The 14,053-nt window shown below is 43.2% G+C and carries 8 protein-coding genes; 5 read left to right on the forward strand and 3 right to left on the reverse strand.

Features of this window, described 5'->3' with window-relative positions:
• Positions 1-10: 10 nt before the first annotated feature.
• The 3 genes from KHS38_RS01180 to KHS38_RS01190 all read left to right on the forward strand — a co-directional run bounded on the left by KHS38_RS01180 (position 11) and on the right by KHS38_RS01190 (position 8,259).
• A complete protein-coding gene (locus tag KHS38_RS01180; RefSeq protein ID WP_213486239.1) occupies positions 11-1,546 on the forward strand; it encodes a RagB/SusD family nutrient uptake outer membrane protein in 1,536 nt (511 codons plus the stop codon).
• A 77-nt stretch (positions 1,547-1,623) separates the two neighbouring features.
• Positions 1,624-4,920, forward strand: a complete 3,297-nt coding sequence (locus tag KHS38_RS01185; protein WP_213486240.1) for a VCBS repeat-containing protein — start codon at positions 1,624-1,626, stop codon at positions 4,918-4,920.
• 21 nt (positions 4,921-4,941) lie between these two features.
• Positions 4,942-8,259, forward strand: coding sequence for a VCBS repeat-containing protein (locus KHS38_RS01190; RefSeq protein WP_213486242.1), 3,318 nt, complete (start codon positions 4,942-4,944; stop codon positions 8,257-8,259).
• 14 nt (positions 8,260-8,273) lie between these two features.
• On the opposite strand, the gene KHS38_RS01195 is transcribed toward KHS38_RS01190, so the two are convergent.
• A complete protein-coding gene (locus KHS38_RS01195; RefSeq protein WP_213486244.1) occupies positions 8,274-9,179 on the reverse strand; it encodes a GyrI-like domain-containing protein in 906 nt (301 codons plus the stop codon).
• A gap of 110 nt (positions 9,180-9,289) precedes the next feature.
• Here KHS38_RS01195 and KHS38_RS01200 point away from each other — a divergent pair, with 110 nt between their 5' ends.
• Both KHS38_RS01200 and KHS38_RS01205 read left to right on the forward strand, forming a co-directional pair.
• Positions 9,290-11,335: a kojibiose hydrolase gene (locus KHS38_RS01200; RefSeq protein ID WP_249665240.1), complete on the forward strand. Its 2,046-nt coding sequence runs from the start codon at positions 9,290-9,292 to the stop codon at positions 11,333-11,335.
• A 98-nt stretch (positions 11,336-11,433) separates the two neighbouring features.
• Positions 11,434-12,780, forward strand: a complete 1,347-nt coding sequence (locus KHS38_RS01205) for a vanadium-dependent haloperoxidase (RefSeq protein WP_213486246.1) — start codon at positions 11,434-11,436, stop codon at positions 12,778-12,780.
• Between the two features lie 87 nt (positions 12,781-12,867).
• Here KHS38_RS01205 and KHS38_RS01210 read toward each other — a convergent pair whose 3' ends face one another.
• On the reverse strand, positions 12,868-13,632 hold the full coding sequence (locus tag KHS38_RS01210; RefSeq protein ID WP_213486247.1) for a hypothetical protein: 765 nt from the start codon (positions 13,630-13,632) through the stop codon (positions 12,868-12,870).
• A gap of 64 nt (positions 13,633-13,696) precedes the next feature.
• A complete protein-coding gene (locus KHS38_RS01215) occupies positions 13,697-14,044 on the reverse strand; it encodes an ABA4-like family protein (protein ID WP_213486248.1) in 348 nt (115 codons plus the stop codon).
• Positions 14,045-14,053 lie beyond the last annotated feature (9 nt).

Genomic DNA, 14,053 nt, shown 5'->3' on the forward strand with positions numbered 1-14,053 from the left:
TTAAAAGGACATGAAAAAACTTAAAAAGAAACTATTAATAAGTGCGGGGGCGTTAGCTATACTTAATTTCAGTTGCACCAAGCTAAACGAAGATCTGTACGGAAGCAAGTACGTAGATAAAGGCGGCGCAGCCACCAGTGCAGATCTGGGAGGTGTCTATTCCCAATTGAATGGCTTTAGCGATCAGGCGAACTGGTATGCACTTTCCGAGCATTCAACAGATGAAATGATGGGCCCAACCCGCGGAACAGACTGGGACGACTTTGGTACCTGGCGTAAACTGCATCAGCATACCTGGGATCCTTCTCACAACCAAATCTATGATACCTGGAATAACCTGAACATTGGTGTTTATCGTGCTACTGCGGTGATAGCTAAAGCAGGAGACAATCAAACCAAAGCAGAAGCAAGTTTTTTGCGGGCGTTCTTTATGTACTGGATAGTTGACTATTATGGTCAGCAGCCTTTCCGTGAAGTTACAGATGACCCGGATGCCAACCCACGGGTAATGACCCGTAAAGAGGCTACCGATTTCATGATCAAAGATCTGGAGTTTTCCATAGCCAATCAAACCAGCCGAGATCCGGGTAAGGGTAATAAATATGCTGCAGAGTTTTTGCTGGCTAAAATTTATTTGAATAAAGCGGTATTTTACCAAGACCCTACAAGTCCGGCCGGGCCTTACACCTTCCAAAAGGCAGACATGGATAAGGCGCTGGGCTATTTAAATGACATCATTAACGCGGGTGGTTATACGTTAACGCCCAACTATTATGACAACTTTAAATGGGATAATACTACGGCTTCCAAAGAGATCATCTTTGCCCGTCAGAATGAGCCAAACGTTGGTCAGAATGCCAGTCTGGAAAACCGTACCCGTATGGGCATGCATTACAACACTACGCCCGATGGTTGGAACGGTTTCACTACCCTTGCTGCTTTTTATAATAGTTTTGAGGATAATGATATCCGCAAAAAATATAATCTGCCAGGTTATACCGACAAAACAGGTCACAACGTAGGTTTCCTGGTTGGCCAGCAAAAGAAATATGATGCACAAGGCAATTTGGTTAACGTGCTCGACCGAAGTGGCAAACCCTTAATTTTCACCCCCAACGTGAACATCGGTTACGCTACTGAGGCAGAAGGCATCCGCGTGGTTAAATTCGCACTTAATCCGGCTAACTATGGACAAAGCGGCAATGATTATGTTTTCTTCCGTTATGCAGACGTGTTGTTGATGAAAGCGGAAGCCATTTTGCGTGGCGGAACTGATGCGACCCAGCCATTAACGCTGGTAAATCAAATTCGTACCAACCGTGGCGCTACGGCGCTTACCTCTCTTGACCTGACAGCCTTGTTGGCAGAAAGAGGCAGGGAGCTGTACTGGGAATCCTGGAGACGTAATGACCTGATTCGCTTTGAAAAGTTCAACGATCCGGTTGATCAGAGAGAGACGAAATCGGCCGGCTACCGGGTTGTTTACCCTATTCCTCAACGTGCCGTTGACTCCAACCCTAACCTTAAGCAAAACTTTGGCTATTAAAATTGAATAGCACTTTCATTTGACCTTCAAACGTAGCGATTCACCATCGCTACGTTTGTTTTATTAATCTGCTATTGATGATTAAGTATTTAAGATGGCTTGGCGTGTTAATGCCTGTAATTTTAAGCGCCTGTCATTCCCACGCTCCGGATACACTCTTCCATGAATTAGATGGAGGTACTACTGGTATCAATTTCAGTAACAACCTTACCGATAATAGCACAACCAACATTTTCTCGTACCGCAACTATTACAATGGTGGCGGCGTTGCCATTGGCGACATTAACAATGATGGCCTTAATGACATCTTCTTTACAGCTAATCAGGGCGACAACAAGCTTTTTATTAACAAAGGCAAATGGAAGTTTGAGGATGTAACTGAAAAAGCCGGGGTTAAGGGAAGCAAGTATTGGAGCACCGGCGTAACCATGGCCGATGTAAATGGCGATGGGTGGCTTGATATTTACGTTTGCAACAGCGGGAACAAAAACGGGCAAAAAACCGACAATGAATTATTTATTAACCAACATAACGGAACGTTCAAAGAAGAAGCAGCCCGGTACGGCCTGAATGATAAAGGACTATCTACACACGCTGCATTTTTTGATTATGATCTGGACGGCGACCTGGATTGCTACGTGCTGAACAACTCCTTCAGACCAATAGGCACATTCAACTTTGCCGATAATTTAAGGGATGAAACGGATGAATTAGGCGGAGACCATTTATACCGTAATGATAACGGCCACTTTGTTAATATCACTAAAGCTGCTGGCATCTATTCAAGCGATATAGGATTTGGGCTCGGCGTTTCGGTTGCTGATATTAACCAGGACGGCTATCCGGACATTTATGTATCTAACGATTTTTTCGAGCGCGATTATTTATATATCAACCAACATAACGGCACTTTTAAAGAAGACATACAACGGCAAACCGGTCACCTGAGTTTAGCTTCAATGGGCTCTGATATTGCAGATATAAACAACGATGGCCTCCTTGATATCTTTACCACCGAAATGCTTCCGCAAAGTGATGAAAGATTAAAGAAAGTAACCTCCTATGAATCTTATGACGTTGTAAAACTAAAGCAAAAGGACGGTTACTATAACCAGTATATGCAAAACTGCCTGCAACTGAATAATGGCGATAGTACATTCTCCGAAGTAGCCTTTTATGCCGGAATTGCCGCTACAGACTGGAGCTGGGGCGCGCTTGCTTTTGATATGGATAATGATGGCTGGAAGGATTATCTGATTTGCAACGGCATTTATAAAGATCTAACTAATCAAGATTATATAGAGTATCTGGCAAGTGAGGATAACATAAAAAAAATTCAAGACGGTAAGCGCTTCAACTACCAGGAATTTGTATCAAAAATACCCTCTACGCCAATAGCAAGTTATGCATTTATCAATAACCGGAACCTTACATTTAGTGACAAAACAGCCGAACTTGGTTTAGACAAACCGGCTTTTAGTAATGGAGCTGCGTATGGCGATTTGGATAATGATGGCGACCTGGATTTAATAATCAACAGGGTGAATATGCCTGCAGGCATTTACCAGAATCATGCTGAAACATTAAAAAGTACTTCGTTAGCCATCAGCTTAAAAGGCGAAAAAAACAACATTTTTGGCATTGGTGCAACAATTAAGATATGGACAGCAGGCCAGCAATTGTTGTATTATCACCAACCCGCCCGCGGATTCCAAAGCAGTACTTCCCCTAACCGGCTTGTTATAGGCGTAGGCAAGGCTCCGCAGGCTGACTCTGTAAAGATTGTATGGCCGGGCGGCAAAATACAGACACTTACCGATGTGGCAGCTGGTAAACTGACCATAGTAGATATTAAAAATGCTTCCATAAAGCAACATGAGATGCAACTTAAGCATACAGCGCTGTTTACAGATGTGTCTAAGCAACTTTTTGACACCATACCTCACCACCATGAAGATGATTTTATTGATTTTGATCGCGAAAGGTTAAGCCTGCAAATGCTGTCTACGGAGAATCCTTATATCACTACCGGCGACCTTAATAACGACAAGCTTACAGATTTTTATTTTAGTGCTTCGGCTGGTCATCCGGCTTGTATCTATTTTCAGCAAAAAAATGGCCGTTTCAAGTGTTACATTCCCGATGACTTCAAAAAACAAAGTTACCTGGAATGTGCAGGTGCTGTTACCGGAGATTTTGACAAAGATGGCGATACCGACCTGATAATTACGTTTGGCGGCAATCAGGAAGAAGCCGGCTCGCCTGTTATGAAACCGCGCTTTTATGAAAATAAAGGTCAAGGGAAATTTAGCTGGAACAGGCAAAAATCGCCCAACTGCTCGCTCAATGCATCTGTAATTGTTAAAAGCGACTATGACCATGATGGTGACGAAGACCTTTTTATTGGCGGACGTAGCCTGCCAGGTTTATACGGTTGTTCACCGGCATCATACGTGTTTCAAAATGACGGGCAAGCAAACTTTAAAAATGTAAGCGCTCAGGTTTTAGGCAATACCCGTTTAGGTATGGTAACCAGCGCCCAGTGGGCCGATTTGGACAAGAATGGATACGACGACCTGATTGTAGCCGGTAACTGGATGGGTATCCTTATTTTTAAAAACAACGCCGGGCGTTTTACTGCAGACACCAGCCTGACGAATTTTAAGGGCTGGTGGAGCAGCCTGAAAACTGATGACATCAACAATGACGGCTATCCTGACATTATCGCCGGGAACCTGGGTTTGAACAGTAAGTTCCGAGCTTCACCACACGAACCTTTGCGTATTTATATCAAGGACTTTGATGCAAACGGAACCAAGGAGTGCATTACATCCATCTATCGTAATAATCACCAGCCGTATGTGTTTCATATGCGCCCGGACTTGGTGGCTCAAATGCCTGCTTTCAAAAAGAAGTATTTGCGCTACGAAAATTATGCGGGCAAATTATTTAATGAGGTGTTTCCGGAAGAAGACCTTAAAGATGCTGAGAAGCATGAAATCACTACACTTGCATCGGCCGTTTTTATCAACAAAAAAGGTTCTGGTTATACCTATAAGCAGTTGCCTGCCAATGCGCAGCTAGCGCCTGTTAATTCTATAATTATTGATCACGACGAGGTTTCCAAAACCAAGAGACTCATACTGGCTGGAAACTTTTACGGTTTTAAACCAGAGGTGGGCAGGCTGGATGCCAGCTATACCAGCACCTATACTTACCAGGGCGGTAATTTCAAATATATTCCGGCACAGCAAAGTGGCATTTGCATTAAAGGGCAGGTACGGTCATCTGCAATTATCAACGATCCATCCGGTAAAAAGACTTACCTTTTTGGATTAAACGATGATCGCCTGTATGCCTACAAACAAAAATAATATAAGGTTAAGTAGCTACTTATGGATAAAATGAAATGCTTTTTTAACAGCTTGCAGCTTATATTAATAGTTTTTGCAGCAGCATTGAGTGCCTGTAAACAAAAACAGCAAGGGCCGCATATTTTCGAAAAAGTTGAAGCGTCGGTATCTCACATAACTTTTGCAAATACCATTACAGAAACCGACTCCTTAAACATTATGGATTACCTGTACTTTTATAATGGTGCGGGAGTTGCTACTGCTGATTTTAACCGCGACGGATTACAGGACCTTTATTTTGTTTCTAACCAGGGGGCAAACAAATTCTACTTAAATAAAGGAAACCTTACTTTTCAGGATGTTACCCCAACTGCACGGGTAGCAGGTACAGGCAACTGGAAAACCGGCGTAACCATAGTGGACATCAACAATGACGGCTTTCCGGATATATACCTTTCGGTCGTATCGGGCTATAAAAACTTTAAAGGAGCTAACCAGCTTTACATCAATAATGGCAATATGACCTTTACGGAGCGTGCGGCCGAATACGGCATTGCTTTTAAAGGGCTCTCTACCCAGGCGGCATTTTTTGATTACGACAAAGACGGCGATCTCGACCTTTTTATCCTAACGCATTCTGTGCATAGCAACGCATCTTATGGCGACTCATCGGCAAGATACAAATATGATTATGCGGCAGGCGATCACTTATTAAGGAATGACGATGGCCATTTTACAGACGTAACGCAACAGGCCGGAATTTATGCATCTGCTATTGGCTATGGGTTAGGTGTAAGCATCAGCGACTTAAATAATGACGGATGGGATGACATCTACGTATCTAACGACTTTTTTGAGCACGATTATTACTATGTTAATCAGCACAACGGCACTTTTAAAGAACAGCTTAAAAGCGCTTTTGGGCACACCAGCTTGTTTTCGATGGGCAATACCATTAGTGATGTTAACAAAGACGGCTCGCTTGACGTGATTACAACCGATATGCTTCCCGAAGATATGGAGCAATTGAAATCTTCCATCAATGATGAATCACTGGATATTTACAACCAGGAGGTAAAAGCCGGCTTTTATTACCAGTACTCTAAAAACTGTTTGCAATTAAACGTTGGCAACGGGCATAAATTTATCGACATCGGCTTATACTCGGGCGTGGCTGCAACAGACTGGACATGGTCTCCACTCTCGCATGATTTTGATTTGGATGGCTGCAAAGACCTGTTTTTTTCGAACGGTATCAAAAAACGGCTCACAGACCTCGATTATCTTAAATACCTGGGCACACCTGCCGTTCAAAGGGTGGGTACCAACCGCAATTTCGATCAGGACAAGATTAACCATATGCCGAACGGCAAAGTGCATAGCTATTTATATAAGGGCAGCAAAAACCTTCGTTATTCTGATATATCATCGGTTAATGCAATGCAGGATACTGCTTCTTCTGCCGGTGCGGTTGCCGTTGACCTCGATAATGATGGAGATTTGGAGATTGTAACGAATAACTTAAATGAGCCTGCTTTCATTTATAAAAACACAACTATTAATGGTAAAGGCTTATCAAAGCACAAATACATCACTTACCAAGTAAATTACAAAAATAATAACCGTGGTGGCGTAGGCGCAAAGCTTTACCTAAAATCACAAAAATCAGTAGACCATCAGGAATTTCAAACCACAACGGCTTTTCAGAGCAACCAGTCGAACAGGTTATTATTTACGTTTGCTGATGATGACAGCCCCAAAGAACTACTTATTGTATGGCCGGACAATTCTTATCAGTTGGAGGCAAATTTCAACTTGAATAAACTTAATACGATAACCTACAAGGATGATAAAGTTTCCCATATGACAGATATCGAAGGTGTTATAACTCGATTTTTAAACAACAATGCCGGTTTCAACAGCAAGCCGGTAATGGTTTCGCAATTAGCGCAGTTAAATCTTAATGAAACGCCCGATTTTAATTACGCTTACTTACTGCCGCACACCTACCTGCCACGCACACCAGCCATCGCCGTAGCCGATATTGATAATGATGGCAATGATGACATATACGTTGGCGGCATGGCCGGCGACAAAAAATATCTTTTAATAGCAGATAATAAAGGTAGTTATCAAAAATCCTTCCCGCTTGCATTTGCGCCATATCAAGAAGCGGCCGATGCCGATGCAAAGTGGTGCGACTTTAACAATGACCATTTGCCTGACCTAATTGTTCAAAGCGCTAACCATCCATTTAGCGATAGCAGCAGTTTGCTGCAGCCAAGGTTGTTTATTAATAAAGGCAAATACCAGTTTGAATATGTGCCGCTACCGAAAATAAATAGGCAAACGGCGGGCATTACAATTATAGATATTAACGGAGACGGCTTGAAAGACATTTTACTGCAAGGCAGCATTTCCTTCCGTAATTATACTGCCAAACGCCCGTCTGAATTATTAATTAACAAAGGCAATGGTCAGTTTCAACTTGCTGCTAATAATCTATACCAAAAACTCAGGGATATTTCTTTTATAAGCGATATAAAAGCAGCCGATGTAGATGGCGATGGCCGCGAGGATTTGGTTGTGGCGGCAGAATGGCAGCCGCCAATGATATTTTTAAACCAGAGCGGCAGGCTGGTTAGATTAAAGCTGCCTGCCATGGACGGCTTAAAGGGGTGGTGGCAATCAATATTAGTTACCGATTTAAACCACGACGGTAAGCAAGACCTGATAGCCGGTAACTGGGGCAGCAATAACAAATATAACGTAGCACCTGGCGCATCGCTTTACGCTTACAATCAGGATTTGGATAACGATCAGAAAAACGATTTGATTTTATCATATAATTATGCTAGGAAGTACTATCCATTCAGGCCCAAAAACGATCTGGAACAAGAGCTTCCATACTTGAAAAAAGAGTGGCTAAGTTTCCGCAAAATGAGTAACAAAACCACTCAGGAGATTTTTGGTAACAAGATGAAACCTGATGCCCAGCTTGAAGCCAATACATTTAAAACGATATTCGTGTCAGACATTATGCATGCAGCAAAAGTTACAGAGCTGCCATGGTTGTATCAGCAGGCACCGGTAAGAAGCATAAGCGAAATAGATCATCAAAAAGTCTTATTCAATGGCAACTTCTTTGGCGTAATTCCATTTGAAGGCAGATACGATGCGCTTGGGCTGGCCAGTGCAACCTTTAACACCAAAACCCAAACATTTTCCGCTCCAACCTATTGGGTAAACTCGCAAATAAACTTCCAGGAATTGGCAAGCCTTCAACCCGTCAAAAACAAGGATAAGAAAAACCTGCTGGCTGTAACTTATGATGGCAGGTTGGTGCTTTTCTCAGAGTAAGAAGCCGTATATCATTACAACACCGGGTAACATATGCGGGTTATCCATTTACTGCTATCCGGTGTTTGAACGCGGTCAGTTACCAGCTCCTCGTAAGGAATTGCTGGCGAAGTATAACCGTTATCCAACATATAAAGTGATAGCTGATTGAGTGCGGTTTTGATACGGCTATTTCCGCCTTTAACGTTTACTGTCAGCAAATTGGCGTTGTATACGAGCTTTTTAATAAAGAAATCGTTGTTGCTACTAACCGGTTTATTTATTGGAATAGCTAAGGTTGTTAAATATGCCTTTGTATTTAATTGCGTAACATTCATCATTGGGTAGCCCGCCTTATCAGCCTTGGTTTTAACGGCATAAGCTCTCAACTCTTTTATCGCTTTGTAAACTTCTTCCAGAGGCAGGGCGCTTTTGCTCATGCGTTTGGTAGCAAGTACTATCGAATCTTCAATCTTCGCATTTTGTACATGAATACCATACACTTGGCGGTCATCTTCCAAAAACTGCTTTGCATTGGCCAGTATACTATCTATACGCCGTACCACATTATTCCGCGACTGGTAAAGCAAAACTCTTTTTAGCGGATTAACGCCGGTTCTTACAACAGCATTCCAGGTTAGGTAAATGGTGCGCCCATCTCTCACGGCATAGCCAACTGTACTTTCAGCAGTGTCGTTGCCCGTCAGTAAGCGGCCGGTTATTTCGCTTATTGTGCTTTTTTGTACGATAAACTTTCGGTTAGCGTTTGGCAACCAGTTGCTCCACTTTTTGGTATGCATCACATATTTTATAACAGCTTGCTCGGGTGTATAAACTTTAACCTGACGGTAGATTTTTACATAAGGCGGAATAAGTACAAAAACAGCGGCAATAGCAATTACACTAATAAGTACGATCAGTGACAGCAATCTTCTTGTCATTCTAAATAAGGTATAACTTGGTTGTACAAGTTAGCGATAAAGTAGTTGCGCGTAAATATTTCGCGGCCTTCTTTTTATAATTACTTTTTGTATATATTTAGTTACCAATCATGAAACTTAAATACTTACTAACAGCTATGCTTACGGCAGCATGCGTAATGCCTGCTTATACGCAATCCAAAACAGATGCATGGATAATAAGTGCCGACAAAATAGATCCGTCAAACTATTATGGCATCACGGTAGCAAACGGCATGATCGGGTTAGTATCTGCGCCCGAACCCTTTAAGTTAAAAAGCGTAGTGTTAGCCGGTACGTATGACCAATATGGCCGGGGCCGGGTAAGCAATTTTTTGAACAGCTTCAATTTGCTGAACATGAATCTGGACATTAACGGCAGAAGAGTATCTGCTGCAGGTGCCAGCAATTTCCGGCAACAGCTGGATATGCAGCATGCGGCGTTCACTACCAGTTTTGATTATGGCACCGAAGCTGTAGTTAAATATACCTACTACTCGTTACGCCATCTTCCGTTCACGGTTTTAATGGATGTAACCATAACTGCCAAAAAAGACATCAACCTGTCGGCCTCCAGTGTGATGGAAGCGCCGGATGCCTTGCGCGAGGTACAAAACTATTATAATGAAATTGATCGTCCTCATACGACTATCAGCCTGTTAACATCAACAGGTAAGAGTCCGACTGGTAAACTTCAGCTGTGCTCATCCAATACATTTCTGTTTAATGAAAAACACGGCCAGGAGCCAAGGATAATACACGAGATATGGGATAGCAATATGCACATGATGCGGTTTGGAAAGGCGCTTAAAAGCGGAGAAACTTATACTTTCTCTATCGCAGGCACCTCTATCTCATCTGCTCATCATGATGATCCGCTGAATGAAGCAGAACGCTTAACTATCTACGCGAAGCTGGAAGGACACGACAGGCTGCTCAAGTTTCACAACCAGGCCTGGGATGAACTTTGGAAGAGCGATGTACAGATTGACGGTGACGACCAGGCACAGCAGGATATACACAGCATGATGTATCACTTGTATTCTTTTTCACGTGCCGGAACTTCTTTTTCGCCTTCGCCAATGGGTTTATCCGGCTTAGGCTACAATGGTCATGTATTTTGGGACACGGAAGTTTGGATGTATCCTGCCTTACTGGTGCTACATCCAGAAATAGCACGCTCCGTGCTGGAATACCGTTTTGAACGGCTGGAAGCCGCAAAGCGTAATGCTTTTGCCAATGGCTTTAAAGGCGCTATGTATCCCTGGGAAAGTGCTGATAAAGGCGTAGAGGAAACCCCCGTGTGGGCACTAAGCGGCCCCTTTGAACACCACATTACCGCCGATGTAGCTATTGCATTCTGGAACTACTACTGTATAACGCAGGATAAGACATGGCTTAAAGAGCGGGGCTGGCCTGTACTTTCAGCTACTGCCGATTTTTGGGTAAGCCGAGTTGAACGGAACGGAAAAGGGCATTATGATATCAAGAACGTAGTAGCCGCCGATGAGTGGGCGGAAAACGTAGACAACAACGCCTACACCAATGCAGCTGCTAAAGTGAATTTAGAATGCGCTATAAAAGCAGCACAGCTGTTAGGAACAAATCAAAACCCCGAGTGGGCTACCGTAGCCCAAAATATTCCGCTGCTTACGCTGCCCAACGGCGTTACAAAAGAGCATGAAAGCTATAAAGGCGAAGGCATCAAGCAGGCTGACGTAAACCTACTGGCTTATCCTCTAAAAGTAATTACCAATAAGGAGCAGGTAAAAAAAGATTTGGAGTATTACGAAACACGTATACCCAACGAGGGCACACCCGCCATGACGCAAGCCATCTTCTCATTACTGTATTCGAGATTAGGCAATGGCGAAAAGGCTTATCATTTTTTTAAGGATGCATATGAGCCCAATTTAAACCAACCGTTCAGGGTAATTGCAGAAACGAAAGGCGGAACCAATCCCTACTTTGCTACCGGTGCCGGGGGCATTATGCAAAGTATTTTAATGGGTTTTGGCGGGCTTGACATTACGGCAGCGGGGATAACACAAATTAAAACTACGTTACCTCCCAAATGGCGGTCATTAAAATTAACGGGTATTGGTCCGGACAGAAAAACCTACATCGTTAAACCGTAGTGCAGTGGCTTTTAATTGCTAATACAATATAAAGTTCAATTACCACTTATCGCATGGCTGAACAACCAATTGTTTTATACTAACCCTTTATCGAAATTATGAACCGTTTCATCATACTATTTGCAGGCATTTGGATATTGACTTCGTCTTGTAAAAAAAATGATTACCGGCAATTGCTGCATAACCCTGATCTGTATGCCAACACCGTACATGAGTTAAACAGCGTAGTTATGGGGAATAATTTCAGCCCGGTTGTAGCTTCCCGAAATTATGCTTATGCTAACATTGCCGGTTATGAGGTAATCGCAGCCGGATACCCAAAGCAATACCAATCACTGGCCCGGCAGCTAAATGAATTTAAAGGTGTACCGGCTGCCCCTAAAGGCAAAACAATAGACTTTGAATACGCAGCCATACTTGCCTTTTGCGAGGTTGGGCAAGCGGTAACATTTCCGGAAGGAAGCATGAAGGAATATGTAGACAGTCTTGATAAGCTTGCAGTAAGCCACGGTATGCCCGATGATGAACTTGCCAACACGAAAGCTTATGCTAAAAGTATAGCAGGTGCGGTTATTAAATGGAGCAAGGGTGATAATTATCTTCATACGCGCAGCGCATCAAAGTTTACCGTTAATAGCCAAGAGGGCCGTTGGATACCCACGCCACCCATGTATGCACAAGCTGTAGAGCCACATTGGATGGAAATAAGACCTATGGTTTTAGACAGAGCCTCGCAGTTCAGGGTACCGCCGCCGCCGAAATTTGATGTGCGAGATAAGAAAAGTAAATACTACCAGGAGGTAATGTATATCAAAAACACGGTTGAGCATCTAACCCCGGAGCAAAAACATATTGCCGACTTTTGGGATGATAATCCGGGCAAGATGAATGTATCAGGCCATGTTCAGTTTATCACTAAAAAGTTTTCTCCACCCGGCCACTGGATGAGCATTACCGGTATTGCAGCTAAAAAGGTACATGCCGACTTTGGAACCACTGTTTGTGCTTATGCCAAAACAGCCATTGCCCTATTTGACGGTTTTATCCATTGCTGGGATGCAAAATACCTCTACAACACCATGCGGCCCGAAACTGCTATAAATAAATACATGGACATCAACTGGAGGCCCTACCTGCAAACGCCCCCTTTTCCGGAATACACCTGCGGCCATTCAACGGTATCTTCTTCGGCTGCAGAAGCCCTCACCAGCGTTTTCGGAGATCATGTTGCCTACAAAGACACATCAGAACTGGAGTTTGGTATTGAAAGCCGGTCTTTCCCGTCTTTCCGGGCAGCAGCTCTGGAAAACAACTGGGCTCGCTTTTACGGAGGACTGCACTTCCATAATTCCTGCCAGATTGCACATTTTTATGGTAAAAAGGTTGGAGATTTAGTAGCCAATAAACTGACTATGAAATTAGATAGTAAGAAAACGGTATTTTAATACCCTTTGACCAGAGTAATTTCCCAAGTTTTTTGAATGTATATCTCAGATAAAAACAATGTCAACCACTACCTCCTTTATAAAAATCTAGAACAATGGCCGCCCCTGTAACGCATTAAATAGCAGCAATAATACGATCACAAAGTAAATCAATGCAAAAACAATAGTTGGCTTTGCGCTTTTCATCCCATTTATCAACGCGAACAAGGGTATCATCTGCAAGGCATGCATTCCCATAAAATGCGCAATCCGCAGATCGCCAGCAATGCGGCTCCAGTTAAACAGCGGCAGACCGGGGCTGCCATCAGCAGCGCCAACGGTGTGTGCCATTTTTGCCGCCATTACACCGCCCTCCAAGGCAAAAAAGCATGCCATAATGATCCCCAATCTGATGGCCCACAACATAGCTGGCGATATTTGCACAGCTTTTACCTTGAAGAATTTTATGCCTATATATAGCGCAAATAAAGTTTGGGAAACGATTACTATTCCCATCAAGTTAAAAACTAAAAGGTTGTAATGGCTTGAGTTGTTGTAATGCGATAGCTGGCCCCGGGCGGCTTGTGACGCAATTGCCGCCATCTCAAAGCTCATGGCAAATGCCGTAAACCGCGCAAACCGTCTCCTTAAGCGCTCAAACGGAAGGTACTGCAACAATAGTGGCCAGGTTAAACAGTATAAAGCTATGGATAAAGCGAATTTGACAGGCTTTATCCAGAGGTTTACACCCAACAGTTGCCGCTGGTCAAATAAAGCAACAACAATTAGTATCACAAACAATGCAAGATGCGCCACACCGAAGAAGTATAATACGGGACTAATGACCTTGATCCGGTTGAGTAATGTTTTCATGATACCGTTTTTGTTTTTTGGATGATTTGATAAAACAGAAAACCATAAGGCCCAAACATAAAAGTCAATACCAGGCAGGGGATGACCAGCCAATGGAAATGGCTTTTTTATTGGCCGACCGGATAATGGCGAAGCCAATGAGCAGGTCAAACGCCAGGTAGTGTACCCAGCCAGCCAGCAACAGGCGGTCATCAGCAAAAAGAGTGCGGACCTGTTGCAATGAGCTGAATCCACCTCCTGTAATGCGAAAAAAGCCGGCTATATAAACACAATAGATTACGGAAAGAAGAATGGGCACAACAGGATATTTAATTGAACATTGTGTTACTTTCCATTTAGGAAAAATGATTAATAACAACCATTGCAAAGCTGCGATTGTGCTGGCAAGTGAAAATATTTGCGAAGTGGGCATAGAGCGTTT

This window comes from Mucilaginibacter sp. Bleaf8 (assembly GCF_018390515.1).
Lineage (GTDB): Bacteria > Bacteroidota > Bacteroidia > Sphingobacteriales > Sphingobacteriaceae > Mucilaginibacter.

What these genes read in the sequence shown, in the direction of transcription:
- KHS38_RS01180 (WP_213486239.1), top strand. Translation starts at nt 11, where the DNA reads ATGAAAAAACTTAAAAAGAAACTATTAATAAGTGCGGGGGCGTTAGCT.
- KHS38_RS01185 (WP_213486240.1), top strand. Translation starts at nt 1,624, where the DNA reads ATGATTAAGTATTTAAGATGGCTTGGCGTGTTAATGCCTGTAATTTTA.
- KHS38_RS01190 (WP_213486242.1), top strand. Translation starts at nt 4,942, where the DNA reads ATGGATAAAATGAAATGCTTTTTTAACAGCTTGCAGCTTATATTAATA.
- KHS38_RS01195 (WP_213486244.1), bottom strand. Translation starts at nt 9,179, where the DNA reads ATGACAAGAAGATTGCTGTCACTGATCGTACTTATTAGTGTAATTGCT.
- KHS38_RS01200 (WP_249665240.1), top strand. Translation starts at nt 9,290, where the DNA reads ATGAAACTTAAATACTTACTAACAGCTATGCTTACGGCAGCATGCGTA.
- KHS38_RS01205 (WP_213486246.1), top strand. Translation starts at nt 11,434, where the DNA reads ATGAACCGTTTCATCATACTATTTGCAGGCATTTGGATATTGACTTCG.
- KHS38_RS01210 (WP_213486247.1), bottom strand. Translation starts at nt 13,632, where the DNA reads ATGAAAACATTACTCAACCGGATCAAGGTCATTAGTCCCGTATTATAC.
- KHS38_RS01215 (WP_213486248.1), bottom strand. Translation starts at nt 14,044, where the DNA reads ATGCCCACTTCGCAAATATTTTCACTTGCCAGCACAATCGCAGCTTTG.